Below are 24,658 nucleotides of genomic sequence, written 5' to 3' on the forward strand. Positions count from 1 at the left end.
CCTCGACAGCCTCGCCGACCGCGTCGTCGACGCCCTCGTCGCCGTGGGGGGGGAGGTGTTGCCGCCGGTGCTCGGCAGCCGCGGGGGCGCGCGGGCCGCCCGCCCGCGGCCGCGCGCCCCTGGGCCGCGGGGCGGGCGCCCCCGCGGCGGCGCGCCCGCGCGGCGCATGTCGGCCGCCGGCCGTCAGCCGTCAGTAAGAAGAGCCGGTGGCGCCCAGCGCCCCCGTCGGATGCCACACGGTCTTCGTCTCCAGGAACGCCGTCATCCGGTCGATCCCGGGCGTCGCGAAGTGATCCACAGCCTGTGGACGCAGCACCCGCTTCAGATTGTCGGCCGCCGCGATCTCCAGCTCCTTCGCCAGCTCCTCGTCGGCGCCCGCGAGGTCGATCGCGTTGACGTCCTGGTGCGCGGCCAGCGGTGCCGCGATCTCCGCCGTACGGCCGGACAGGACGTTGACCACGCCGCCGGGCACGTCGGAGGTGGCCAGCACCTCGCCGAGGGAGAGGGCCGGCAGCGGGGCCTTCTCGGAGGCGACCACGACCGCGGTGTTGCCGGTGGCGATCACCGGCGCCACGACCGAGACCAGGCCCAGGAACGACGACTCCTGCGGGGCCACCACGGCCACCACGCCGGTCGGTTCCGGCGAGGAGAGGTTGAAGAACGGACCCGCGACGGGGTTGGCGCCGCCGATCACCTGGGCGATCTTGTCGGTCCAGCCCGCGTACCAGACCCAGCGGTCGACGGCCGCGTCCACGACCGCGGCGGCCTTCGACTTGGACAGGCCCTCCGCGTCGGCCACCTCGCGCACGAACTGCTCGCGGCGGCCCTCCAGCATCTCCGCGACCCGGTACAGGACCTGACCGCGGTTGTAGGCGGTCGCGCCGGACCAGCCGCCGAACGCCTTGCGCGCGGCCACGACCGCGTCACGGGCGTCCTTGCGGGAGGACTGCGGAGCGTTGGCCAGCCAGTTGCCCTTCGAGTCCGACACCTCGTACACCCGGCCGCTCTCGGAACGCGGGAACTTCCCGCCGACGTACAGCTTGTAGGTCTTGAAGACGCTCAGACGGTTGTGCTCAGACATCGAGGTACGCCTCCAGGCCGTGGCGGCCGCCCTCGCGGCCGAAGCCCGACTCCTTGTAGCCGCCGAACGGCGAGGTCGGGTCGAACTTGTTGAACGTGTTGGACCAGACGACGCCCGCGCGGAGCTTGCCGGCCACCGCCAGGATGCGGGAGCCCTTCTCCGTCCAGATGCCCGCCGACAGGCCGTACTGGGTGTTGTTGGCCTTGGCGACCGCCTCGTCCGGGGTGCGGAAGGTGAGGACCGACAGCACCGGGCCGAAGATCTCGTCGCGGGCGATGGTGTGCGCCTGGGTGACGTTCGTGAAGAGGGTCGGGGCGAACCAGTAGCCGGAGCCCGGCAGTTCGCAGGCCGGGGACCAGCGCTCGGCGCCCTCCGCCTCGCCCTTCTCGGCCAGCGCGGTGATCCGGGCCAGCTGCTCGGCGGAGTTGATCGCGCCGATGTCGGTGTTCTTGTCCAGCGGGTCGCCGAGGCGCAGCGTGGACAGGCGGCGCTTGAGGGCGTCCAGCAGCTCGTCCTGGATCGACTCCTGGACAAGGAGGCGGGAGCCCGCGCAGCAGACCTGGCCCTGGTTGAAGAAGATGCCCGTGACGATGCCCTCGACGGCCTGGTCGATCGGGGCGTCGTCGAAGACGATGTTGGCGCCCTTGCCGCCCAGTTCGAGGGTGAGCTTCTTCCGGGTGCCCGCGACCGTGCGGGCGATCTCCTTGCCCACGGCCGTGGAGCCGGTGAAGGCGACCTTGTTCACGTCCGGGTGCGCGACGAGCGCGGCACCGGCGTCGCCGTAGCCCGGGAGGATGTTGACGACACCCTTGGGCAGACCGGCCTGGCGGCAGATGTCCGCGAAGAACAGGGCGGACAGCGGGGTGGTCTCGGCGGGCTTGAGGACCACCGTGTTGCCGGTCGCGAGGGCCGGGGCGATCTTCCACGCCAGCATCAGCAGCGGGAAGTTCCACGGGATGACCTGACCGGCCACACCGAGCGGCCGCGGGGCCGCTCCGCTGTGCCCGTCTGTCGTCCTCCGGCCGAACCCGGCGTGGTCCAGCTTGTCGGCCCAGCCCGCGTAGTAGAAGAAGTGCGCGGCGACCAGCGGGAGGTCCGCGTCGCGGGTCTCCTTGATCGGCTTGCCGTTGTCCAGCGTCTCCAGGACGGCCAGCTCACGGCTGCGCTCCTGGATGATCCGCGCGATGCGGAACAGGTACTTGGCGCGCTCGGAGCCGGGCAGCGCCGACCACGTCTCGAACGCCTTGCGGGCGGCCTTGACCGCGCGGTCGACGTCCGCCTGGCCGGCCTGGGCGACCTCGGAGAGGACCTCCTCGGTCGACGGGCTGACGGTCTTGAAGACCTTGCCGTCGGCCGCGTCCACGAACTCGCCGTCGATGAACAGGCCGTACGAAGGGGCGATGTCGACGACCGAGCGGGACTCGGGGGCGGGTGCGTACTCGAATACGGAAGCCATGATGATCAGTCCACCGTCACGTAGTCGGGGCCGGAGTAGCGGCCGGTGGCCAGCTTCTGGCGCTGCATGAGCAGGTCGTTCAGCAGCGAGGAGGCGCCGAAGCGGAACCAGTGGTTGTCCAGCCAGTCCGCGCCCGCGGTCTCGTTGACCAGGACGAGGAACTTGATCGCGTCCTTGCTGGTGCGGATGCCGCCGGCCGGCTTCACGCCGACCTGGACGCCGGTCTGGGCGCGGAAGTCGCGCACGGCCTCCAGCATCAGCAGCGTGTTGGAGGGGGTGGCGTTGACCGCGACCTTGCCCGTCGAGGTCTTGATGAAGTCGGCGCCCGCCAGCATGCCGAGCCAGCTCGCGCGGCGGATGTTGTCGTACGTCGACAGCTCGCCGGTCTCGAAGATGACCTTCAGCCGGGCGCTCGTCCCGCAGGCCTCCTTCACGGCGACGATCTCGTCGTACACCTTCAGGTACTTGCCGGCGAGGAACGCGCCCCGGTCGATGACCATGTCGATCTCGTCGGCGCCCGCGGCCACGGCGTCACGGACGTCGGCCAGCTTCACGTCGAGGGCGGCACGGCCGGCCGGGAAGGCGGTGGCGACCGAGGCGACCTTCACGCCGGAGCCGGCGACGGCCTCCTTCGCGGTGGCCACCATGTCGGGGTAGACGCAGACCGCGGCCGTGGTGGGGGTCGTGCGGTCGGTCGGGTCGGGAAGGACGGCCTTGGCGCCGAGCGCCCGGACCTTGCCCGGGGTGTCCGCGCCTTCCAGCGTCGTCAGGTCGACCATCGAGATGGCGAGGTCGATGGCGTACGCCTTCGCGGTGGTCTTGATGGAACGGGTGCCGAGGGACGCGGCGCGCGCCTCCAGGCCGACCGCGTCGACGCCGGGCAGCCCGTGCAGGAAGCGGCGCAGCGTGCTGTCGGACGCGGTCACGTCCGAGAGAGCGTGAGCAGTGGGTGCAGTGGTGGGCATGGTCACCAGACGAGCATATCTACGCGCGTAGCGGCTGTACACCCCGGGCGCTCGACTTCTCGCTGTCGATCACGGATGAGCGCCGGTTGTGGGGCGTGTGACGGAACCGCCGCGGCTGTCGTGCAGAATCGGGGCCATGACGACCCCGGACCACCAGTCACCCGCGTCACAGCCCCCGGTACCCGGCACCAAGGACCGGATCTACCGCTCCCCGATGGGGATCGCGGGCGGCGTGCTGCTGCTCGCGGTCGTCGCCTGGCTGGGCATCGACGCGCTGGTCAACGGCCACGGGCACGCCCCGTGGCTGGCGCTCGCCACGATGATCCTGCTGTTCCCGCTGGTCATCGCCTTCACGCTGCGCCCGGCGGTCTTCGCGGGCGAGGACCGGCTGCGCATCCGCAACCCCTTCCGCGTGATCACCCTCCCCTGGGGTCAGGTCGTCTCCCTGCGCTCCGGCTACTCGAACGAGGTCGTCGCGAAGTCGGGCACCAAGTACCAGCTGTGGTCCGTCCCCGTCTCCCTGCGGGCCCGCAAGAGGGCCGAGGCGCGCAAGGCTCGGGCGGCGACGGACGCGGCCCGGGGCTCCACCGCGAGCAGCCGTTTCGGCGGCCGGGGGCTCGGCGGCTTCGGGGCCGTCGGCGGCGGTTCCGACACGACGACCGGGCCGACCCGCGCGGAGACGGACAAGGTCATGGACGAGCTGCGGGAACTGCTGGGGCAGCGCGGCGAGGCCGAGTCGGCGCAGGGAGAGGTCACCGTGCGCTGGGCGTACGAGGTGATCGCACCGGCGGTGGCCGGCGCGGTGCTCCTGGCCATCCTGCTGGCCACGGGCTGACCGCGGTCCTGCCGGCCACGGGCTGACCGCGGAGGCCCGCGCGGCCCGCGCACGCCGCCGGTCCCGCCCCGCCGTCTCCGCCCGGGGTCGCGAAAGGCGGATACGTTCCACCCGCGGGAGAGCGGAACAGCAGGCCGGAGCCGGTGGGCCGGGCGTGGGGCGGAACGTGTCCGCCAATCCCCGCTCGGCGGACAAGGCGGACAAGGCGGACAAGGCGGCCGGGGCGACCGGCCGGGGCGACCGGTCGACCGCCCCGGCGGGGGGTCAGATGCCGGCCGCCGCCGACAGGTCCCGCTTGATGGCCTCCAGCAGCTCCGTCGCGCGGGCGCGGGCCGGCGGGAGGTCGGCGTGCGTGGGGGCCGGTACGACGACCTCCAGGTAGCACTTCAGCTTCGGCTCGGTACCGCTCGGGCGGACGATCACACGGGCGCCGTCCAGCGTGTAGCGCAGGCCGTCCGTGGGCGGCAGTGCGTCCGTGCCCCGGGTGAGGTCCTCGGCGCGGGTGACGGGCAGGCCGGCCAGCTCGGTCGGCGGCTGCTCGCGCAGGCGGCGCATCGCGTCCGCGATGAGGGACAGGTCCTCGACGCGGACCGAGAGCTGGTCGGTGGCGTGCAGACCGTGCTCCACGGCGAGGTCGTCGAGGAGGTCCAGGAGGGTGCGGCCCTCCTCCTTCAGGACCGAGGCCAGCTCCGTGATCAGCAGGGCCGCGGTGATGCCGTCCTTGTCGCGCACGCCCTCGGGGTCCACGCAGTAACCGAGGGCCTCCTCGTAGCCGTAGCGCAGGCCGTCCACGCGGGCGATCCACTTGAAACCGGTCAGGGTCTCCTCGTAGGGCAGGCCCGCCTTCCCGGCGATGCGGCCGAGGAGGGAGGAGGAGACGATCGACTCCGCGAAGGTGCCCCGTGCGCCGCGCCGGACCAGGTGCGCGCCGAGCAGCGCGCCCACCTCGTCGCCGCGCAGCATGCGCCAGTCCTCGCCGTCCTTCACGGCGGCCGCACAGCGGTCCGCGTCGGGGTCGTTGGCGATGATCAGGTCCGGGGCGGTGGCGCGGGCCTGCGCGAACGCCAGGTCCATCGCGCCCGGCTCCTCCGGGTTCGGGAAGGCCACCGTCGGGAAGTCCGGGTCCGGCTCGGCCTGCTCGGCCACCAGCACCGGCTCGGGGAAGCCGGCCCGGGCGAAGGCGGCGAGGAGCACGTCCTTGCCGACGCCGTGCATGGCCGTGTAGACCGTGCGGGCGGTGCGGGGGGAGTCCGCGGCCAGGACGGCGTCCGTACGGGCCAGGTAGGCCTCCAGGACCGCGTCGTCCAGCGTCTGCCAGCCGGTGTCCGGGCGCGGTACGTCGTGCAGGGAGGCGATCGCGTCGATCTCGGCGGCGATCTCCGCGTCGGCGGGCGGCACGATCTGGGAGCCGTCGCCGAGGTACACCTTGTAGCCGTTGTCCCGGGGCGGGTTGTGGCTGGCGGTGACCTCCACGCCCGCGACCGCGCCCAGGTGCCTTATGGCGAATGCCAGCACGGGGGTGGGCAGCGGGCGGGGGAGCACGGCCGCGCGCAGACCGGCGCCGGTCATCACGGCGGCGGTGTCGCGGGCGAAGTCGGCGGACTTGTGACGGGCGTCGTAGCCGATCACGACGAGTCCGCCGGACCGGCCGTTCTTCTTCAGGTACGCGGCGAGGCCGGCGGCGGCGCGGATGACGACGCTACGGTTCATGCGCATCGGCCCGGCGCCCAGCTCGCCCCGCAGGCCGGCGGTGCCGAACTGCAGCGTGCCGCTGAAGCGGGCGGACAGCTCCGCCGTGTCACCGGCTTCGATCAGCTTGGCCAGCTCGTCGCGGGTCTCCGCGTCGGGATCCTCGGCGAGCCAGGCCTCGGCCCTGCTGATGAGATCGTCGTGCACCTTGGGATCAACCTCTCCTAGTCTTCGCCGGGGGCTCCGCCCCGGACCCCGTTCGCCCGCCGGCGGCGCTTACAGCTTGCCCAGTACCTGGCCGAGCAGCTGCCCCATCCGCGCCGCCGAGTCGCGGCCCGCCTGGAGGACCTCCTCGTGGTTGAGGGGCTCACCCGTCATGCCGGCCGCCAGGTTGGTGACCAGGGAGATGCCCAGCACCTCCGCGCCTGCCTCGCGGGCGGCGATGGCCTCCAGGACCGTGGACATGCCGACCAGGTCCGCGCCGATCACGCGGGCCATGCGGATCTCGGCCGGGGTCTCGTAGTGCGGGCCGGGGAACTGCGCGTAGACGCCCTCCTCCAGGGAGGGGTCGATCTCCTTGCACAGGGCGCGCAGGCGCGGGGAGTAGAGGTCCGTCAGGTCGACGAAGTTGGCGCCGACGATCGGCGAGGTCGCCGTCAGGTTGATGTGGTCGCTGATGAGGACCGGCTGGCCGGGGCGCATGCCCTCGCGCAGACCGCCGCAGCCGTTGGTCAGCACGATGGTCTTGCAGCCGGCGGCGACGGCGGTGCGCACGCCGTGGGAGACGGCGGCGACACCACGGCCCTCGTAGTAGTGCGTGCGGCCCAGGAAGACCAGCGCGCGCTTGTCACCGAAGGAGTACGAGCGGACCTTGCCGCCGTGCCCCTCGACCGCCGGCGGCGGGAAGCCGGGCAGCTCGGTGACCTGGAACTCGGCGTCGGGTGCGCCCAGGGCGTCGACGGCCGGAGCCCAGCCGGAGCCCATCACGAGGGCGACGTCGTGGGTCTCGGCGCCGGTGAGTTCGCGCAGGCGCGCGGCGGCGGCGTCGGCGGCGGCGTACGGGTCGCCCTGGATGTCGTCCGGAAGAAGAGATGCGTTCACGCCGACGAGGGTAGCCGGTCTTCGCCTACGCGCGTAGATGACAGACCTCACGGGATTGAGATCGTTGTCTTGTCGTTTTCGACGAGAGGTCCCCGGACGGTCCCCGGAGCAGGCCTGACGGCAGTCGCCCACGGCCGTCGGGCAGCGTCCGTCAGCAGGGCCGTTTCCGCAGCTCCATCACGTAGTCGTGGGGTGCGCCCGCCGACTCCGCCGCGTCGGCGATCTCGCCCAGGTAGCGCGCCGAGGGCAGGCCGCCCTCGTAGGCGTTCAGCACGTACGCCCAGGCCGCCTCCTCGCCGTCCAGCGTGTGCACGCGCACGCGTACCCGGCGGTAGATGCCGAGGCCCACGCCCTCCCACCGGTCGAGCGACTCCTCGTCCATGGGGGCGATGTCGTACAGGCCGACGAAGACCTGGTCCAACGGGTCCTCGACGATCGTCGCCAGCGCCCCCTCCCAGCCCAGCTGCTCGCCGCCGAAGGTCAGCCGCCAGCCGTTCAGCCAGCCGGTGGCGCGCAGCGGGGAGTGCGGGGCGCGGCCGGACATCAGCCGGGCGTCGAGGTTGCCGGCGTACGCGGCATAGAGCGACATGGACAGAGGGTACGGCAGGGGCGTGCCGGGTACCCCGTGCCCCGGAAGCGAGCCTCTGGCGCCCCCGGGCAGTAGCACCTTGAAGGGTGCGGGACAATGGAGTACGTGACTCGGATCGTGATCATCGGTGGCGGACCCGGCGGATACGAGGCGGCCCTGGTGGCCGCCCAGCTCGGCGCGGAGGTGACCGTCGTCGACTGCGACGGTCTGGGCGGAGCGTCGGTGCTGACCGACTGCGTGCCGTCGAAGACCCTTATCGCTACGGCCGAGGTGATGACCACCTTCGACTCCTCCTACGAGGAGCTGGGGATCATCGTCGCCGACGACACCCCGCCGCTGGAGCAGGCGGCCCGGGTGGTCGGGGTGGACCTCGGGAAGGTCAACCGCCGGGTGAAGCGGCTCGCGCTCGCCCAGTCCCACGACATCACCGCCTCCGTCACCCGCGCCGGCGCCCGGGTCATGCGCGGGCGCGGCCGGCTCGACGGCATGCAGGGCCTCGACGGCTCCCGCAAGGTCGTCGTCACCGCCGCCGACGGCACCGAGGAGACCCTCGCCGCCGACGCCGTGCTCATCGCCACCGGCGGCCACCCGCGCGAGCTACCCGACGCCCAGCCGGACGGCGAGCGCATCCTGAACTGGACCCAGGTCTACGACCTCACCGAGCTGCCGGAAGAGCTGATCGTGGTCGGCTCCGGTGTGACCGGTGCCGAGTTCGCCGGCGCCTACCAGGCCCTGGGGTCCAAGGTCACGCTCGTCTCGTCCCGCGACCGCGTGCTGCCGGGCGAGGACCCGGACGCCGCCGCCGTGCTGGAGGACGTCTTCCGGCGCCGCGGCATGAACGTCATGGCCCGCTCCCGCGCGCAGTCCGCCAAGCGCGTCGGCGACCGGGTCGAGGTGGCGCTGGCCGACGGCCGGGTCATCAGCGGCACGCACTGCCTCATGGCCGTGGGCGCCATCCCGAACAGCGCGGGACTGGGTCTGGAGGAGGCCGGGGTGAAGCTGCGCGACTCCGGGCACATCTGGACCGACAAGGTGTCCAGGACGACCGCTCCGGGCGTCTACGCGGCCGGTGACGTGACCGGTGTCTTCGCCCTCGCGTCGGTCGCCGCCATGCAGGGACGTATCGCCATGTACCACTTCCTGGGCGACGCGGTGGCCCCGCTGAACCTGAAGACGGTCTCCTCGAACGTCTTCACCGACCCCGAGATCGCGACCGTCGGCTACACGCAGGCGGACGTGGACGCGGGCAAGATCGACGCCCGGGTGGTCAAGCTCCCGCTGCTGCGCAACCCGCGCGCGAAGATGCAGGGCATCCGGGACGGCTTCGTGAAGATCTTCTGCCGGCCGGGCACGGGCATCGTCGTCGGCGGTGTCGTCGTCGCGCCGCGCGCCTCGGAACTGATCCACCCCATCTCGATCGCCGTCGACAACAATCTGACGGTCGAACAGATCGCGAACGCGTTCACGGTGTACCCCTCCCTTTCGGGGTCGATCGCGGAGGTGGCGCGGCAGCTGCACACGCGCAAGGCGGGCGCCGAGGGCTGACGGCCGATTCCGACTTCCCGCTGGTCACGGGGAGTTGTCGAGCATGCGTACGGCATAAGCGGGGAGAATAGGTCCTATACCACTTCCCGCTGTGCCGTGCGAACAACTTCTGTAATTCGGCGCAAACTGCTGAAACCAGACGGTCGCTGGGGTTACTGTCAGTTTCGTGTTCGCTGCTGAACGTCGCCAATTGATCCTCGAAATGGTGCGTGCGAACGGTGCCGTGTCGCTCCGTGAGCTCGCCCGCGTCGTCCAGACCTCCGAAGTGACCGTACGGCGGGACGTGCGGGCACTGGAGGCAGAAGGACTCCTCGACCGCCGGCACGGCGGTGCCGTACTGCCGGGTGGATTCACGCGCGAGTCGGGCTTTCCGCAGAAGTCCCATCTCGCGACCGCCGAGAAGACGGCCATCGCCGATCTCGCCGCGGGCCTCGTCGAAGAGGGCGAGGCCATCGTCGTCGGCGCGGGTACCACCACGCAGGAGCTGGCCCGCCGGCTCGCACGGGTGCCCGGCCTGACCGTCGTCACCAACTCCCTGCTCGTGGCACAGGCGTTGGCCCATGCCAACCGGGTGGAGGTGGTGATGACCGGTGGCACCCTGCGCGGCTCCAACTACGCCCTCGTCGGCTCCGGCGCCGAACAGTCCCTGCAGGGGCTGCGGGTGTCCAAGGCCTTCCTGTCCGGGAGCGGGCTGACCGCCGAGCGCGGGCTCTCCACGTCCAACATGCTGTCGGCGTCCGTCGACCGGGCGCTGGTGCAGGCCGCCGCGGAGGTCGTGGTCCTCGCCGACCACACCAAGCTGGGCACGGACACGATGTTCCAGACGGTGCCGACGGATGTCATCACCCGGCTGGTCACCGACGAACCGCCCGTCCACGACGACCGTGCCGCCACCGAGCTGCAGGCTCTCGCCGACCAGGGCGTCCAGATCGCCGTGGCCGGGGCGAACGGAGCTCCTGCGGGGGGTGAGCAGGCCCCGGCGCGGCGCGCGTCCCTGCCGGGGCCCAGGCGGGGCGTGGCGCTCCGCTCCGGGGCGGGGTACGGGGAGCCTGCGGCAGCCGAGCGGGGGCGCGTCGCCGACTTGCGGCGACGGTAGCGGCCCGGTCGGCCCGGGTGCCCGACCGCCGCTGAGTGGTGAGTCGCCGGGCGGGTGGCGGGTGCGGGCGCGGGTGCGTCGCGGTTGTTCGCGCCCGCTGCTCCCCTGGAACGCGGGCCGTGCCCCGAAGCCGCCAAAAGGGCGACGCCCGGTGGACCGCTCGTGTCGGTCCGCCGGGCGTCGCCGTGGAACGTGGGTCAGTCCTTGATCTCGCAGATCGCGGCGCCCGAGGTGATGGACGCGCCCATCTCCGCGTTCAGGCCCTTGATGGTGCCCGCCTTGTGGGCGTTGAGGGGCTGTTCCATCTTCATGGCCTCCAGGACGACGACCAGGTCGCCCTCCTTGACCTCCTGGCCCTCCTCGACCGCGACCTTCACGATCGTGCCCTGCATCGGGGAGGTGAGGGTGTCACCGGACGCGACGGGGCCGGACTTCTTGGCCGCGCGGCGCTTGGGCTTGGCGCCGGCCGCGAGGCCGGTGCGGGCCAGGGACATGCCGAGGGAGGACGGGAGGGAGACCTCCAGGCGCTTGCCGCCGACCTCGACGACGACCGTCTCGCGGCCCGTCTCCTCCTCCGCCTCGGCGTCGGCGGGGGCGGCGAAGGGCTTGATCTCGTTGACGAACTCGGTCTCGATCCAGCGGGTGTGGACCGTGAAGGCGTCCGACGAGCCGGTCAGCTCGGGGCCGAACGCCGGGTCCCGCACGACCGCGCGGTGGAAGGGGATCGCCGTCGCCATGCCCTCGACCTGGAACTCGTCCAGCGCGCGGGCGGCCCGCTCCAGGGCCTCCTTGCGGGTGCGGCCGGTGACGATCAGCTTGGCGAGCAGCGAGTCCCACGCCGGGCCGATGACCGAGCCGGACTCCACGCCCGCGTCCAGGCGGACGCCGGGACCGGCCGGCGCCTCGAAGCGGGTGACCGTGCCGGGGGCCGGGAGGAAGTTGCGGCCCGGGTCCTCGCCGTTGATCCGGAACTCGAACGAGTGTCCGCGCAGCGCCGGGTCGTCGTACCCCAGCTCCTCGCCGTCGGCGATGCGGAACATCTCGCGGACCAGGTCGATGCCGGCGACCTCCTCGGTCACCGGGTGCTCGACCTGGAGGCGGGTGTTGACCTCCAGGAAGGAGATCGTGCCGTCCTGGCCGACCAGGAACTCACAGGTGCCGGCGCCCTCGTAGCCGGCCTCCTTCAGGATCGCCTTGGAGGCGCGGTACAGCTCGGCGACCTGCGCCTCGGAGAGGAACGGCGCCGGGGCCTCCTCGACCAGCTTCTGGTGGCGGCGCTGCAGCGAGCAGTCACGCGTGGAGACGACGACCACGTTGCCGTGCTTGTCGGCCAGGCACTGGGTCTCCACGTGCCGCGGACGGTCCAGGTAGCGCTCGACGAAGCACTCGCCGCGGCCGAAGGCGGCGACCGCCTCGCGCACCGCCGACTCGTACAGCTCGGGCACCTCTTCGAGGGTGCGGGCGACCTTCAGGCCGCGGCCGCCGCCACCGAAGGCGGCCTTGATGGCGATCGGCAGGCCGTGCTCCTCGGCGAAGGCGACGACCTCCTCGGCACCGCTCACCGGATCGGGCGTACCGGCCACCAGCGGCGCGCCGGCGCGCTGGGCGATGTGCCGGGCGGCGACCTTGTCACCCAGGTCGCGGATGGCGTGCGGCGGCGGACCGATCCAGATCAGGTCCGCGTCCAGGACCGCCTGCGCGAATTCGGCGTTCTCCGAGAGGAAGCCGTAACCCGGATGGACCGCGTCGGCACCGGACTCGCGGGCGGCGTTCAGCACCTTCTCGATGTCCAGATAGCTGGTCGCCGGAGTGTCACCGCCCAGGGCGAACGCCTCATCCGCGGCGCGGACATGCAGAGCGTCCCTGTCCGGGTCGGCGTAGACGGCCACGCTCGCGATCCCGGCATCCCGACAGGCCCGGGCCACGCGGACAGCGATTTCGCCACGGTTGGCGATGAGCACCTTGCGCACGATTGAGGCTCCCTCCTTGAAACAAGCCGAGTTTAGGGACTGCCGACACGGCACTTCGACCCGTCCCCAATGGTGAGCTTGCCCACACGGAGCGTGATTCGAGGCTCGCTCGACCCGCGAAAGCCCTAGTCGCACCGCGGTACGCAGGACTCCTGCGGGTAACCCTAGCCCGGTGATGTGGTCAAGGTCTCTGTGAGGGCGTGCTGCGGCCCACTCTGTTTCTTTGTCGAGTCCCTACGAATGGCCCAATGGTTCTTTGCTCCTGCGCGAACCCTTGTCCCCAGGTTTACCCGTTAGTAGCGTTCGCGATGGCTCGAACGTACCTGGGGTAACAGAACGCTGGCTTGAGAGTGGGTGGGGACCGGTGGTGCGCAGACCGGTGGCGTGGATCGTGACGGTCGTCCTCCTCGCGGAGGCGTTCGGCGTGGCGGCGCTGAACTGGTTCCTCGGCGTGGTCGTCGACCGGCAGAAGATGTCTCTGGCCGGCCTCGACCCGAACGTCATGTCCACGTCCTCGAAGATCGGCGGCGTCGTCTTCGGCCTCTACTTCGCCCTGTGCGCCCTGGTGAGCGTGCTGGTCGCGATACGCGACCGCGCGCCCGCCGGCTTCGGACGCATCCTGCTGATCAGCGCGGCGGTCGTGCACGGCCTGCTCGGCGCGTTCGCCTGGAGCCTGGTCGGCTGGAAGGCGTTCGTGTTCATGGTGGTCGTGCTCGGGCTCATCGTCCTGCTCCTGATGACGTACGACCGTCAGGCCGGCCCGCAGGGGGCGGAACCCGGCGGTGGCGCGGGGCGGGACGGCGACCCGGAGGCCGAGGCCGGACCGGCCGCGACCCCGGGCGTGTCGGGCGCGCCGGGCGCGTCGTACAGCCGTACGGACGAGCCTCGGGACGGCGAGGACGAGCCGCAGGATTCCGTCCCCGACCGGTTCACTCGGACGGCGTCCACAACTCCGTGATGCCCACTCCGAGTTCCGCGAGGAGCTTGCGGACCAGGGGCAGGCTGATGCCGATCACGTTGCCGTGGTCGCCCTCGATCCCCTCGATGAACGGCGCCGAACGGCCGTCCAGGGTGAAGGCCCCGGCGACGTGGAGGGGCTCGCCGGAGGCCACGTACGCGGCGATCTCCTCGTCGCTGGGCTCGCCGAAGCGGACGACGGTGGAGGCGGTCCCGGAGACGTACCGCTTGGCCGCGGTGTCCCAGATGCAGTGACCCGTCTGGAGGACGCCGGCCCGCCCGCGCATCGTCTTCCAGCGGGCGGTCGCCTCCTCGTGGTCGGCGGGCTTGCCGAGGGCGCGCCCGTCCAGCTCCAGCACGGAGTCGCAGCCGATCACCAGGGCGCCCTGGACCTCCGGCTTGGCCGCCACGACCGAGGCCTTCGCCTCGGCCAGGGCGAGCGCGAGCTCGGCCGGTGTGGGTGCGGTGACGGCGTCCTCGTCGACCCCGCTGACGATCACCTCCGGTGAGAGGCCGGCCTGCCTCAGGAGGCCCAGCCGGGCGGGGGACTGGGAGGCGAGGATCAGGCGGCGGCGTGGCTTGGCAGTCATGCCGTCAGGTTAGTCAGGAGCCGCCCGTCCGGCTCACCTCACACCGATGACCAGTATCGCCAGGATCATGGCCAGGGCCAGGAAGAGGCCGAGCCGCCGCATCATGTCCTGCGCGTCGCGCAGGTCCTTCGGCGGCTCGTCTTCAGGGTCCGACCAGAGCATTCCACCAGCGTGGGGCTCCGCGGGGGCCGGGCGCCTGAGTACTGCTACTCAAGTCGGCGCCCGGCCCCGTGCCCCTGGAAGGTCAGCTCGGCCAGTAGGTGCGGGTCCAGGACGCCGGGCCCGGCTTCGGCAGCCGTCGGCCCGCGATCCGGCTCGGGTCGGACCACGCGGCCTTCGGGCCCTCCGCGCCGGACGGCTCGGCTGCTGCCGCCGCGGCGCGGACGCGGACCACCGCCAGGGCGGCGGCCAGCTCCTCCGGGGTCGGGTTGCCTCGTACGACCTTGATGTTCATGACGCTCCAGGGTCCGAGGGGCCTACAGGGGGATGTTGCCGTGCTTCTTCGGAGGCAGGGATTCCCGCTTCGTACGCAGCTGACGCAGACCGCGCACGATGTGGGCGCGGGTGTCGGACGGCATGATCACCGCGTCGATGTAGCCGCGCTCGGCCGCGACGTAGGGGTTGAGGAGGGTGTCCTCGTACTCCTGGATCAGCCGCGCGCGCGTGGCCTCACCGTCTCCCGAGGCCTCCGCCTCGGCGATGGTGCGGCGGTGCAGGATGTTGACCGCGCCCTGGGCGCCCATGACGGCGATCTGGGCGGTGGGCCAGGCCAGGTTGAGGTCGGCGCCCAGGTGCTTGGAGCCCATGACGTCGTAGGCGCCGCCGAAGGCCTTGCGGGTGATGACGGTGATGAGGGGGACCGTCGCCTCGGCGTAGGCGTAGATCAGCTTGGCGCCGCGGCGGATGATGCCGTCGTGCTCCTGGTCGACGCCCGGGAGGAAGCCGGGGACGTCCACGAAGGTCAGCACCGGGACGTTGAAGGCGTCGCAGGTGCGCACGAAGCGGGCGGCCTTCTCGGAGGCGGTGATGTCCAGACAGCCGGCGAACTGCATCGGCTGGTTGGCGACGACGCCGACCGGGTGGCCCTCGACGCGGCCGAAGCCGGTGAGGATGTTCGGCGCGAACAGGGCCTGGGTCTCGAAGAACTCGCCGTCGTCCAGGACGTGTTCGATCACCGCGTGCATGTCGTACGGCTGGTTGGCGCTGTCGGGGACGACGGTGTCCAGCTCGCGGTCCTCGTCGCTGACGGCGAGGTCCGCCTCCTCCGCGAAGACCGGGGGCTCGGACAGGTTGTTGGACGGCAGGTACGACAGCAGCTGCTTGACGTACTCGATGGCGTCCTTCTCGTCCCCGGCCATGTGGTGGGCCACGCCGGAGGTGGAGTTGTGGGTGCGGGCGCCGCCCAGCTCCTCGAAGCCGACGTCCTCGCCGGTGACGGTCTTGATGACGTCCGGGCCGGTGATGAACATGTGCGAGGTCTGGTCGACCATGACCGTGAAGTCGGTGATCGCGGGGGAGTACACCGCGCCGCCCGCGCAGGGCCCGACGACCAGCGAGATCTGCGGGATGACACCGCTGGCGTGGGTGTTGCGGCGGAAGATCTCGCCGTACGCGCCGAGGGACGCGACGCCTTCCTGGATGCGGGCGCCGCCGGAGTCGTTGATCCCGATGACCGGGCAGCCGGTCTTCAGCGCGAAGTCCATCACCTTGACGATCTTCTGGCCGTAGACCTCGCCGAGGGCACCGCCGAAGACGGTGAAGTCCTGGGAGAAGACGGCGACGGGGCGGCCGTCGACCGTGCCGTACCCGGTGACGACACCGTCGCCGTACGGGCGGTTCTTCTCCAGGCCGAAGTTGGTGGAGCGGTGCCGCGCGAACTCGTCGAGTTCGACGAAGGAGTCCTCGTCGAGCAGCAGCTCGATCCGCTCACGGGCCGTCAGCTTGCCCTTGGCGTGCTGCTTTTCGACGGCGCGTTCCGAACCGGCGTGTGTGGCCTCGTGGATGCGCCGCTGGAGATCCGCGAGTTTGCCCGCGGTGGTGTGAATGTCGATCCCTTGGATCTCTTGACGCTCTTCCGGCTCGGACATCGGGATGCGGCTCCCTGCCTGCTCAAAAGGGGGGACGGTTACTCATCCGTAGAGTAGTGGCGGGCCTACCGATCAGCACTGCGTCGTTTACCACACCTAGGGTGGCTTGCATGACGCCCCGAGATGCAGCAGACGACGACGGCAACCGCTGGTCCGACCTCGACCGCCCGCCCCTGAACGCAGCCGCGCTGCGCCGGGCGCTGGTGCGCGAGGGGAGCCTGTGGTCCGGGCTGGAGCTGACCCGGCGCACCGGGTCCACCAACAACGACCTGGTGGCGCGGGCCGAGGCCGGTACGGCGGCGGAGGGCGCGGTGCTGGTGGCCGAGGAGCAGACGGCCGCGCGGGGCCGCCTGGACCGCCGCTGGACGGCACCGCCGCGCTCCGGCCTGTTCTTCTCCGTCCTGCTGCAGCCCACCGAGGTGCCGGTGGCCCGGTGGGGCTGGCTGCCGCTGCTGACCGGGGTGGCCGTGGCGACGGGGCTGTCCCGGGTGGCGGGCGTGGACACGGCACTGAAGTGGCCGAACGACCTGCTGGTGACGGTGGACGGAGAGGAGCGCAAGGCCGGCGGCATCCTCGCGGAGCGGGCCGGGAGCGGCGGTGTGGTCGTCGGCGTCGGCATCAACGTCACCCTGCGGGCGGACGAGCTGCCGGTCCCCCAGGCGGGCTCGCTGGAACTGGCCGGGGCGGTGACCACGGACCGGGATCCGCTGCTGCGGGCGGTGCTGCGGTCGCTGGAGGAGTGGTACGGCCGGTGGCGGCGCGCCGGGGGCGACCCGGCCGCCAGCGGACTGCAGGAGACGTACGCGGCGGGGTGCGCGACGCTCGGGCGGACGGTGCGGGCGGAGCTGCCGGGGGACCGGTCCCTCGTGGGCGAGGCGGTGGCCGTCGACGGGGACGGACGGCTGGTCATCGCGACGGAGGAAGGCGTGCAGGAGCCGGTGGGGGCGGGGGACATCGTGCATCTGCGGCCCGCGTAGGGGCGGGGCGGTGCGGGCGCTCCGGAAGGGCGCGGGGAACCGCGCGTCCTGCCCTCGTGAGGAGGGACGCGTCCGGCACCGGTACATACCCTCGGCCCAACCCGACGGAGTGAGCTGGCGCACACCTGCCGTAGAGTTGAGGCCGGTCGAAATCTGACCGCGGCAGATCGGAAGGGCAGCAGGCGTGACCGTCGACGACACGGGCTCCGGCGCGGGCGCGGACGGCCGGGTGGATCCTCAAGCCCCCGACGACACCGGCGAGGACCCGCTGGCCCTGCGGCTCGAAGGCCTCATCCTGGGCGCCGAGCGGCGCTACACCCCGTTCCAGGCCGCCCGCAGCGCCGGTGTCTCCATGGAACTGGCGTCGCGCTTCTGGCGGGCGATGGGGTTCGCCGACATCGGCCAGGCCAAGGCCCTGACCGAGGCCGACGTCCTGGCCCTGCGCCGGCTGGCCGGTCTGGTCGAGGCGGGCCTGCTCAGCGAGGCCATGGCGGTGCAGGTGGCCCGGTCGACCGGGCAGACCACCGCCCGTCTGGCCGAATGGCAGATCGATTCCTTCCTGGAGGGGCTGACCGAGCCCCCCGAGCCCGGCATGACCCGCACCGAGGTGACGTACCCCCTGGTCGAGCTGCTGCTGCCGGAACTCGAGGAGTTCCTCGTCTACGTCTGGCGCCGCCAGCTCGCCGCCGCCACCGGCCGTGTCGTGCAGGCCGGGGACGACGAGGAGATGGTCGACCGGCGGCTCGCGGTCGCCTTCGCCGACCTGGTGGGGTTCACCCGGCTGACCCGCCGGATGGAGGAGGAGGAGCTCGGCGAGCTGGTCGAGGCCTTCGAGACCACGGCCGCCGACCTGGTGGCCGCGCGCGGCGGCCGGCTCATCAAGACGCTCGGCGACGAGGTGCTCTACGCGGCCGACGACGCGGGGATCGCCGCGGACATCGCGCTGCGCCTGGTCGAGACGCTGTCGAACGACGAGACGATGCCGGAGCTGCGGGTCGGCATGGCCTTCGGCACGGTGACCACCCGGATGGGTGATGTGTTCGGCACGACGGTGAACCTCGCCTCCCGGCTGACCTCGATCGCCCCCCGGGACGCCGTCCTGGTGGACAGCGCCTTCGCCGAGGAGCTGATCCGCAGCGGGGAGGCGCCCGCCTCGGAGGCGGAGGCCGCCGAGGCCGCGGCGGCGGCCGAGAAGGAGGGCGAGGAGCCCCCGGTGTACCGCTTCGCGCTCCAGCCGATGTGGCAGCGTCCGGTGCGCGGCCTCGGCGTGGTCGAGCCGTGGCTCCTCACCCGCCGCGACGGCCCGTCCTAGCGGCCCAGACCCCCCACGCACAGCCCGATCACCGGTACGCACAGCCGGTCCGAGCCGGGTGCGGCCGTGCTGTGGCTCGGCGCAGGGGTGGGCTGGGGTGCCGGGGTCGTCGGGTGCGGGTGCGGTGCGGGTGCCGTCGTCGGGGGCGGTGACGGGGGTCCGCCGGGTGCGGCCGGGGTTCCGGCCGGGGCGGTGGCCGGTACGGCGGTGCCGGCGGGCGGTGCCGCCCGGGTGCCCGGGGCCCGCGGCGACACGGAGCCGGTGGCCGTAGGCGCGGGGCTTCTGCCGCCCATGGCGGAGGTCGCCGAGGGCAGGGCGGTGGGCGAGGCGGTGACGGTCGCGGCGGTGTCCGCCGAGCGGTCCGTGGCGGAGCGGCCGCCCGTGTCGAGCCGGGGCTCGGCCTCCGCCGTCCCCGGGGCGCCGACGCCCGAGTCCGGGGCGATCCGGACCAGGCTGAGCACCCCCGCGGCCAGGGCGAGGCCGCCGGCGGCGAGCAGGACCTTGCGGGGCCGGGGCTTGCGGTGCCGCCCCCGGCGCACGCCGGCCGTCTCCCGGGTGTCGTGCGCCGTGTCCGCCGCTGCCGTGGGCCGCTGCGCCTCAGGTGTCGGTGTCATGGGTCCCCTCCCCACCGTGCGCCCCGGTGCGCGCCGGGGCGCAGGCACGCTATGCGCTCGTGTGGGTGGTGTGCGGGGAGAAGGCCGGGATGTCACTCGAACGGGCGTAGGACGGGTGGCGGGTTCGGTGGCGCCCGGGGTGGGGAGGCGGCTCTTTCCCGGGGCGGGGTGCGGCTGCGATGATCGGGCCGTCATGAGTTAACCGGCGTTCACCGGAGGGTTGTCCATGAGCGAGGAGCGGTTCGGGGAGTTCGTGCTGGTGCGGCGGCACGGGCACGTGGCGGAGCTGGTGCTGGACCGGCCCAAGGCCATGAACGCCGTGTCGTCGGAGATGGGCCGTTCCATCGCGGGCGCGTGCGCGGCGCTGGCCGCCGACCGGGACGCGCGGGTGGTCGTGCTGACCTCCTCGCACGAACGGGCGTTCTGCGTCGGGGCCGATCTGAAGGAGCGGAACTCCTTCACGGACGCCGATCTGCGGCGGCAGCGGCCGGTGTCGCGGGGGGCGTACACCGGGGTGCTGGAGCTGCCGATGCCGACGGTCGCGGCGGTGCACGGGTACGCGCTCGGGGGCGGGTACGAGCTGGCTCTCTCCTGCGACCTGATCGTGGCCGACCGTACGGCCGTGGTGGGGCTGCCGGAGGTGTCCGTGGGCGTGATCCCGGGGGGTGGCGGAACGCAGCTGCTGCCGCGGCGGGTCGGGTCGGCGCGGGCGGCCGAGCTGATCTTCTCGGCGCGGCGGGTGGAGGCCGAGGAGGCCGCCGGGCTGGGGCTGGTCGACGTGCTGGTGGAGCGGGGACGGGACCGCGAGGAGGCGCTCGCCCTGGGCGCCCGGATCGCCGGGAACTCTCCGGTGGGGCTGCGGGCGGCGAAGCGGGCCATGCGGCTGGGGCAGGGGCTGGACCTGCGGGCCGGGCTGGAGGTGGAGGACGCGGCGTGGCGCACGGTGGCGTTCTCGGGGGACCGGGCGGAGGGCGTGGCGGCCTTCAACGAGAAGCGGAAGCCGCAGTGGCCGGGCGAGTGAGGGGCGCGACGCCCCGACCCCGGTTCGCCGGGGTGTGGAGCCGGACCGATTCCACCTGATCGCCGCACCAACACCCCAAAACTCCCAACTCCTCCCTAATCTGGAGTAATGGGCGAGGACAGGCGGCTGGCCGCGGTCGTGGCGCTGGCGCAGGGCATGGCCGCGGCGCACACCCCGCGGGAGACCTGGCGGGCAGCCGCGCTGGGCGCCTGCCGTGCGCTGGACGGCGGTTTCGCCGCGCTGTCGGTGTGGGAGCGCGAGCTGGGCCGGCTGCGGGTCCTGGTGAACGTGGGGGACCGGCGCCCCGACGAGGAGGAGTTCCCCGAGGGCGAGGCCTACCCGGTGCACCAGTTCCCGGAGATCACCGAGTTCCTGCACGAGCGGTGGGCCGGCGGGGGCGGCCCGAACGCCTGGGTGGAGACCGCCGAGGGGACCGCCGCCGGCACCCCCGGCTACTTCCACCGGCGCGTCGCCGCCCTGCGCCGCCGGGGCCGGGGCTGCTGCGTGGTCGCGCCGGTCGTGCTGCACGGCCGGGCCTGGGGCGAGTTGTACGTCGCCCGGCCCACCGGCACTCCCGTCTTCGACCGCGGTGACGCCGACTTCGCCACCGTGCTCGCCGCCGTCGTCGCCGCCGGGCTCGCCCAGACCGAACGGCTGGCGGAGGCCCGCCGGCTCGCCTACACCGACGCCCTCACCGGGCTCGCCAACCGCCGTGCCGTGGACGTCCGCCTGGAGGAGGCCGTCGAGCGGCACCGCGCGGAGGGCGTGGTCGTCAGCCTCGTCGTCTGCGATCTCAACGGCCTCAAGCGGGTCAACGACACCCTCGGGCACGCCGTCGGCGACCGTCTCCTGGAGCGCTTCGGCTCGGTCCTGTCGCTGTGCGGCGCGATGGTGCCGGGCGCGCTGGCCGCGCGGCTCGGCGGCGACGAGTTCTGTCTGCTCGCGGTGGGGCGGCCGGCCGACGACGTGGTGAAGGCCGCCGACGAACTGTGCCGCCGGGCGGGGGAGTTGGAGCTGGGCGAGGGGGTGGCGTGCGGGGTCGCCTCGACCGAGGATCCGATCGGGCCGGTGCACGACGCCCGTCGCCTGTTCCGGCTCGCCGACGCGGCCCAGTACCGGGCCAAGGCGGTGCGCGCCGACCGGCCGGTGGTGGCCGGACGGGAGGGGCCGGACGACCCGGTCGTCCGGCTGGCCGACGAGCCCTCGCCGTCGCGCGCCGAGCGGCGCCGGTTCCGCGGGCGCCGGCCGTGAGGCGAAGCCCAGACGTCTCGGTAAGGGTCGCTCCCGCCCCCCACTAGTGACATCTCCGCATTCAATGCGTACGCTCCTGAATATGGATATGCACACTGTGGTGGTGGGGACGTCCGGTGTCACGGCGTCCGACGTTCTCGCCGTGGCGCGCGGCGGTGCCCGCATCGAGCTGTCGACCCAGGCGGTGGCGGCCCTCGCGGCGGCCCGCGAGATCGTGGACGCCCTGGCGGCCAAGCCGGAGCCGGTCTACGGCGTCTCCACCGGTTTCGGAGCCCTGGCGACCCGGCACATCAGCCAGGAACTGCGCGCCCAGCTGCAGCGCAACATCGTCCGCTCGCACGCCGCCGGCATGGGGCCGCGGGTGGAGCGCGAGGTCGTACGGGCCCTGATGTTCCTGCGCCTGAAGACCGTCTGCTCCGGGCACACCGGCGTGCGGCCCGAGGTCGCGCAGACCATGGCCGACGTCCTCAACGCCGGGATCACCCCGGTCGTGCACGAGTACGGCTCCCTCGGCTGCTCCGGCGACCTGGCCCCGCTCTCGCACTGCGCCCTCACCCTCATGGGCGAAGGCGACGCGGAAGGTCCCGACGGTGTCGTGCGGCCCGCCGGCGAGCTCCTCGCCGAGCACGGGATCCAGCCCGTCGAGCTGCGCGAGAAGGAGGGCCTCGCCCTCCTCAACGGCACCGACGGCATGCTCGGCATGCTGATCATGGCGCTCGCCGACCTCGACACCCTCTACAAGTCCGCCGACATCACCGCCGCCCTCAGCCTCGAGGCGCTGCTCGGCACGGACAAGGTGCTCGCGCCCGAGCTGCACGCCATCCGCCCGCACCCGGGTCAGGGCGCCTCCGCCGCCAACATGCTGGCGGTGCTGAAGGGTTCGCAGCTCACCGGGCACCACCAGGACGACGCCCCGCGTGTCCAGGACGCCTACTCGGTGCGCTGCGCCCCGCAGGTCGCCGGCGCCGGACGCGACACCCTCGCGCACGCCCGGCTCGTCGCGGAGCGCGAGCTGGCCTCCGCCGTCGACAACCCGGTGGTGCTGCCCGACGGCCGCGTGGAGTCCAACGGCAACTTCCACGGCGCCCCGGTCGCCTACGTCCTGGACTTCGTCGCCATCGCCGCCGCCGACCTCGGCTCCATCGCCGAGCGCCGCACCGACCGGCTGCTGGACAAGAACCGCAGCCACGGCCTGCCGCCGTTCCTCGCCGACGACGCCGGCGTCGACTCGGGCCTGATGATCGCCCAGTACACGCAGGCCGCCCTGGTCAGCGAGATGAAGCGGCTCGCCGTACCGGCCTCCGCGGACTCCATCCCGTCCTCCGCCATGCAGGAGGACCACGTGTCCATGGGCTGGTCGGCCGCGCGCAAGCTGCGCACCGCCGTCGGCAACCTCACCCGGATCATCGCCGTCGAGCTGTACGCGGCCACCCGCGCCGTCGAGCTGCGCGAGGGGCTGACCCCGGCGCCCGCCTCCCGGGCCGTCATCGAGGCCGTACGCGCCGCCGGCGTCCAGGGCCCCGGCCCGGACCGCTTCCTGGCGCCCGACCTGGCCGCCGCCGACGCCTTCGTGCGCGGGGGCCACCTGGTCGCGGCCGCGGAGTCGGTCACCGGCCCGCTGCAGTAGGACCGCGAAGCAGGCCTCGCGGCAAGTCCGCACGGCGGAAAGGGCCCTGTCCCACCGGACAGGGCCCTCGCCTTTCACTTCGTCACTTCAGCTTGGCCGTCTGCGCCTTGATCACCGCGGCCGGCACCGTGTACGCCTTCTTGGACATCGCGGCACCGATGTTCATCGTGGAGTACGACGCGAGGGTGTTCCCGTGCCGCACGACCTCGATGTGCATGACGGCCTCCTCGCCGTCGGCCGTGTTCGTCGCCGCGTAGGCCACCGAGGCGTCACCCGGGGCGGACGACTTCTCCTCGGCGATCTTCGTGATCTTCGTCTGGTCGCCGTCCGGTTTGGCCGAGAAGCCGCCCGCGCAGGCCTTCACCCCGTCGGAGAGCGACTGCAGGGCCTTCTCGGCGCCGTCCCCGTCGTAGGAGGACAGGGTGACCACGGTGATGTCGATGTCCATCGACTTCTTCATCGCGTCCTCGAACGACTTGTCGTCCAGGGAGGACGCGTCGTCCGTGGGCGTCTTCTTCGTGTTCCCGGTGACCTCGGTGCTGGTCTGGGCAGCCGCGTCGGCGGGTGACTGCGCGAACATCGCGTAGGCCACCGGCTGGCACTTCGCGTCGGCCACCTTGAGGGTGCTCTTGTCCGGCACGCCCCCTTCGACCGTACCGACCTTGTAGCCGGGCACCTCGCCCTGAGCGACGATCAGCTTCTTCAACTCGGCGGCACTCAGCGCCTTGGCGGCCGGCTTCGCGGCGTCCGTGCCCTTGGCGTTCCCGGAGCCCTTCGACCCTCCGTCGGAACAGCCGGTGATGAGGGCGAGCGACAGCGCGCTCACAGCTGCGGTGGCGCACAGCCGCACACCCGATGATCTCTTCATGGGCGAACTATGTGCGGGCTGTCAAAGGCAAGTCAAGGAAAATTAAAACCCCAGGCGGTCGCGGCGCACCGAATACACCACGAAACCGGCACCCACGGCGAGGAACAGGGTCCCGCCGACGACGTAGGGCGTGGTGTCGGGGCTTCCGGTGTCGGCGAGTGCGGAGTCCTGCGCGGCGTCCTGCACCGTGTCCTGCTCCGTCCCCTGCGCCGCGTCCTGCGCGGTGTCCGTCGCGGTGCCCGCCGTGGTCGACGAGACCGCTCTGGCCTGCTGCGTCAGCTGTGCGGACGAGGCCGCCCCGGTCGTCTCTCGGGCCGGGGCGTCCTGCGACGCGTGCGCGGAGGGAACGAACCAGAGCGCGCAGAGCAGGGTGCCCGCGGCGGTGGCGGTCAGCAGCGGGCGGCGAACGGATGACACGGAATATCGATCCCCTTGTGACGCTGGCGAATTGGCCGTGTGGGGCGATGTTAGTGAAAGGCGCGGGTCACAGGAAAGTCACGGGAGGTTTCGGCCGTACGCTCGCGCCATGAGTACTGAAGAGACATCACGTTTTGTACGGCTTCGGGTGGAGCTGGTCCTCGAAGTGCAGGACGAGGACGAGGTGACCAAGGCCGCACTGCGCGGGATCGCCCGGGACCCGGAGCTGCCGGAGGCCGAACGGGCCCACGCCGAGGCCGCTGTGACGGAGGACACCGCGGAGGCGCTCGCCTACCTCGTGGACCCGTTCGACCTGGTTGCCGAGGTACCCGGAGTGGAGCTCCAGCAGGCCTCCTGGTCGAGCGAGCGGATCGACTACGACCCCGACTCCTCCGACTGGGACCTCGATGAGGATGATGGGGAGGACGACGACGAACAAGAGGACGGCATCGGCTGAGCGTCCCGGGGCACCCATGGACCCCGGACGGCGACCGCCGTCCGGGGTTTCGCCGTCTCAGGGGGCGCACGGACGACGTCCGCACCACTGCCTCGGGAGACCGGCGGCCGGTGGTGACCGTGGTGCGCCTAACACAGGCGGACCAAGGGGAAA

At 72.4% G+C, this 24,658-nt stretch carries 24 protein-coding genes; 10 read left to right on the forward strand and 14 right to left on the reverse strand.

Translation table 11 applies throughout. The features are described from left to right. Positions 1-190: 190 nt before the first annotated feature. The 3 genes from AB0N17_RS33165 to deoC are packed head-to-tail and all read right to left on the reverse strand — an operon-like array spanning position 191 to position 3,502. Positions 191-1,081 carry an aldehyde dehydrogenase family protein gene (locus AB0N17_RS33165; protein WP_366015305.1) on the reverse strand — a complete coding sequence of 297 codons (891 nt, stop codon included), beginning with the start codon at positions 1,079-1,081 and terminating at the stop codon, positions 191-193. Next, a complete protein-coding gene (locus tag AB0N17_RS33170; RefSeq protein WP_366015306.1) occupies positions 1,074-2,537 on the reverse strand; it encodes an aldehyde dehydrogenase family protein in 1,464 nt (487 codons plus the stop codon). Before AB0N17_RS33170 ends, AB0N17_RS33165 begins: the two co-directional genes overlap by 8 nt. Before the next feature lie 5 nt (positions 2,538-2,542). Further along, positions 2,543-3,502, reverse strand: a complete 960-nt coding sequence (gene deoC, locus AB0N17_RS33175; protein ID WP_366015364.1) for a deoxyribose-phosphate aldolase — start codon at positions 3,500-3,502, stop codon at positions 2,543-2,545. A gap of 136 nt (positions 3,503-3,638) precedes the next feature. On the opposite strand from deoC, the gene AB0N17_RS33180 reads away from it, so the two are divergent. After that, a complete protein-coding gene (locus AB0N17_RS33180; protein ID WP_366015307.1) occupies positions 3,639-4,337 on the forward strand; it encodes a PH domain-containing protein in 699 nt (232 codons plus the stop codon). A 264-nt stretch (positions 4,338-4,601) separates the two neighbouring features. On the opposite strand, the gene AB0N17_RS33185 is transcribed toward AB0N17_RS33180, so the two are convergent. From AB0N17_RS33185 to AB0N17_RS33195, 3 genes are all read right to left on the reverse strand, one after another. Next, positions 4,602-6,233, reverse strand: coding sequence for a phospho-sugar mutase (locus AB0N17_RS33185; RefSeq protein WP_366015308.1), 1,632 nt, complete (start codon positions 6,231-6,233; stop codon positions 4,602-4,604). Positions 6,234-6,302: 69 nt separating this feature from the next. Further along, on the reverse strand, positions 6,303-7,127 hold the full coding sequence (locus AB0N17_RS33190) for a purine-nucleoside phosphorylase (RefSeq protein WP_366015309.1): 825 nt from the start codon (positions 7,125-7,127) through the stop codon (positions 6,303-6,305). Positions 7,128-7,278: 151 nt separating this feature from the next. Next, positions 7,279-7,716: a gamma-glutamylcyclotransferase gene (locus tag AB0N17_RS33195; protein ID WP_366015310.1), complete on the reverse strand. Its 438-nt coding sequence runs from the start codon at positions 7,714-7,716 to the stop codon at positions 7,279-7,281. Between the two features lie 96 nt (positions 7,717-7,812). Here AB0N17_RS33195 and AB0N17_RS33200 point away from each other — a divergent pair, with 96 nt between their 5' ends. Together AB0N17_RS33200 and AB0N17_RS33205 are read left to right on the forward strand one after the other, a co-directional pair. Beyond that, the gene (locus tag AB0N17_RS33200; protein ID WP_366015311.1) at positions 7,813-9,261 is read left to right on the forward strand and encodes an NAD(P)H-quinone dehydrogenase; all 1,449 of its coding nucleotides are present in this window, start codon (positions 7,813-7,815) and stop codon (positions 9,259-9,261) included. A 166-nt stretch (positions 9,262-9,427) separates the two neighbouring features. Next, positions 9,428-10,357 carry a DeoR/GlpR family DNA-binding transcription regulator gene (locus AB0N17_RS33205; RefSeq protein ID WP_366015312.1) on the forward strand — a complete coding sequence of 310 codons (930 nt, stop codon included), beginning with the start codon at positions 9,428-9,430 and terminating at the stop codon, positions 10,355-10,357. Between the two features lie 197 nt (positions 10,358-10,554). On the opposite strand, the gene AB0N17_RS33210 is transcribed toward AB0N17_RS33205, so the two are convergent. Then, positions 10,555-12,327, reverse strand: a complete 1,773-nt coding sequence (locus AB0N17_RS33210) for a biotin carboxylase N-terminal domain-containing protein (RefSeq protein ID WP_366015313.1) — start codon at positions 12,325-12,327, stop codon at positions 10,555-10,557. Between the two features lie 364 nt (positions 12,328-12,691). Here AB0N17_RS33210 and AB0N17_RS33215 point away from each other — a divergent pair, with 364 nt between their 5' ends. After that, positions 12,692-13,285 (forward strand): hypothetical protein, encoded by a 594-nt coding sequence (locus AB0N17_RS33215; protein ID WP_366015314.1) that lies wholly within the window; start codon positions 12,692-12,694, stop codon positions 13,283-13,285. On the opposite strand, the gene AB0N17_RS33220 is transcribed toward AB0N17_RS33215, so the two are convergent. The 4 genes from AB0N17_RS33220 to AB0N17_RS33235 all read right to left on the reverse strand — a co-directional run bounded on the left by AB0N17_RS33220 (position 13,257) and on the right by AB0N17_RS33235 (position 15,961). Then, a complete protein-coding gene (locus AB0N17_RS33220; RefSeq protein WP_366015315.1) occupies positions 13,257-13,874 on the reverse strand; it encodes a nucleoside triphosphate pyrophosphatase in 618 nt (205 codons plus the stop codon). The genes AB0N17_RS33215 and AB0N17_RS33220 overlap by 29 nt on opposite strands. 33 nt (positions 13,875-13,907) lie before the next feature. Further along, a complete protein-coding gene (locus AB0N17_RS33225; RefSeq protein ID WP_366015316.1) occupies positions 13,908-14,036 on the reverse strand; it encodes a hypothetical protein in 129 nt (42 codons plus the stop codon). A gap of 82 nt (positions 14,037-14,118) precedes the next feature. Then, positions 14,119-14,328, reverse strand: coding sequence for an acyl-CoA carboxylase subunit epsilon (locus tag AB0N17_RS33230; RefSeq protein ID WP_366015317.1), 210 nt, complete (start codon positions 14,326-14,328; stop codon positions 14,119-14,121). 22 nt (positions 14,329-14,350) lie between these two features. Continuing rightward, the gene (locus AB0N17_RS33235) at positions 14,351-15,961 is read right to left on the reverse strand and encodes an acyl-CoA carboxylase subunit beta (protein ID WP_366015318.1); all 1,611 of its coding nucleotides are present in this window, start codon (positions 15,959-15,961) and stop codon (positions 14,351-14,353) included. Positions 15,962-16,071: 110 nt separating this feature from the next. Here AB0N17_RS33235 and AB0N17_RS33240 point away from each other — a divergent pair, with 110 nt between their 5' ends. Further along, the gene (locus AB0N17_RS33240; protein WP_366015319.1) at positions 16,072-16,938 is read left to right on the forward strand and encodes a biotin--[acetyl-CoA-carboxylase] ligase; all 867 of its coding nucleotides are present in this window, start codon (positions 16,072-16,074) and stop codon (positions 16,936-16,938) included. A gap of 184 nt (positions 16,939-17,122) precedes the next feature. Then, positions 17,123-18,250, forward strand: coding sequence for an adenylate/guanylate cyclase domain-containing protein (locus AB0N17_RS33245; protein WP_366015320.1), 1,128 nt, complete (start codon positions 17,123-17,125; stop codon positions 18,248-18,250). Here the strand turns inward: AB0N17_RS33245 and AB0N17_RS33250 are convergent. Next, entirely contained in the window at positions 18,247-18,864 is a 618-nt protein-coding gene (locus tag AB0N17_RS33250; RefSeq protein WP_366015321.1) for a hypothetical protein, read from the reverse strand. The two genes, AB0N17_RS33245 and AB0N17_RS33250, sit on opposite strands and share 4 nt — an antisense overlap. 226 nt (positions 18,865-19,090) lie before the next feature. On the opposite strand from AB0N17_RS33250, the gene AB0N17_RS33255 reads away from it, so the two are divergent. The 3 genes from AB0N17_RS33255 (at position 19,091) to hutH (ending at position 22,763) form a co-directional block, all read left to right on the forward strand. After that, positions 19,091-19,885, forward strand: a complete 795-nt coding sequence (locus tag AB0N17_RS33255) for an enoyl-CoA hydratase-related protein (RefSeq protein ID WP_366015322.1) — start codon at positions 19,091-19,093, stop codon at positions 19,883-19,885. A gap of 108 nt (positions 19,886-19,993) precedes the next feature. After that, positions 19,994-21,136, forward strand: coding sequence for a GGDEF domain-containing protein (locus AB0N17_RS33260; protein ID WP_366015323.1), 1,143 nt, complete (start codon positions 19,994-19,996; stop codon positions 21,134-21,136). Between the two features lie 88 nt (positions 21,137-21,224). After that, on the forward strand, positions 21,225-22,763 hold the full coding sequence (gene hutH, locus AB0N17_RS33265) for a histidine ammonia-lyase (protein WP_366015365.1): 1,539 nt from the start codon (positions 21,225-21,227) through the stop codon (positions 22,761-22,763). Positions 22,764-22,845: 82 nt separating this feature from the next. On the opposite strand, the gene AB0N17_RS33270 is transcribed toward hutH, so the two are convergent. Further along, positions 22,846-23,631, reverse strand: a complete 786-nt coding sequence (locus tag AB0N17_RS33270; protein WP_366015324.1) for a hypothetical protein — start codon at positions 23,629-23,631, stop codon at positions 22,846-22,848. Between the two features lie 42 nt (positions 23,632-23,673). Then, complete coding sequence (locus AB0N17_RS33275; RefSeq protein ID WP_366015325.1) at positions 23,674-24,048, reverse strand: hypothetical protein; 375 nt, start codon at positions 24,046-24,048, stop codon at positions 23,674-23,676. Between the two features lie 109 nt (positions 24,049-24,157). Between AB0N17_RS33275 and AB0N17_RS33280 the strand changes: the two genes are divergently transcribed. Further along, a complete protein-coding gene (locus tag AB0N17_RS33280) occupies positions 24,158-24,505 on the forward strand; it encodes a hypothetical protein (protein WP_366015327.1) in 348 nt (115 codons plus the stop codon). Positions 24,506-24,658 lie beyond the last annotated feature (153 nt).

This window comes from Streptomyces sp. NPDC051133 (genome assembly GCF_040682635.1).
GTDB lineage: Bacteria > Actinomycetota > Actinomycetes > Streptomycetales > Streptomycetaceae > Streptomyces.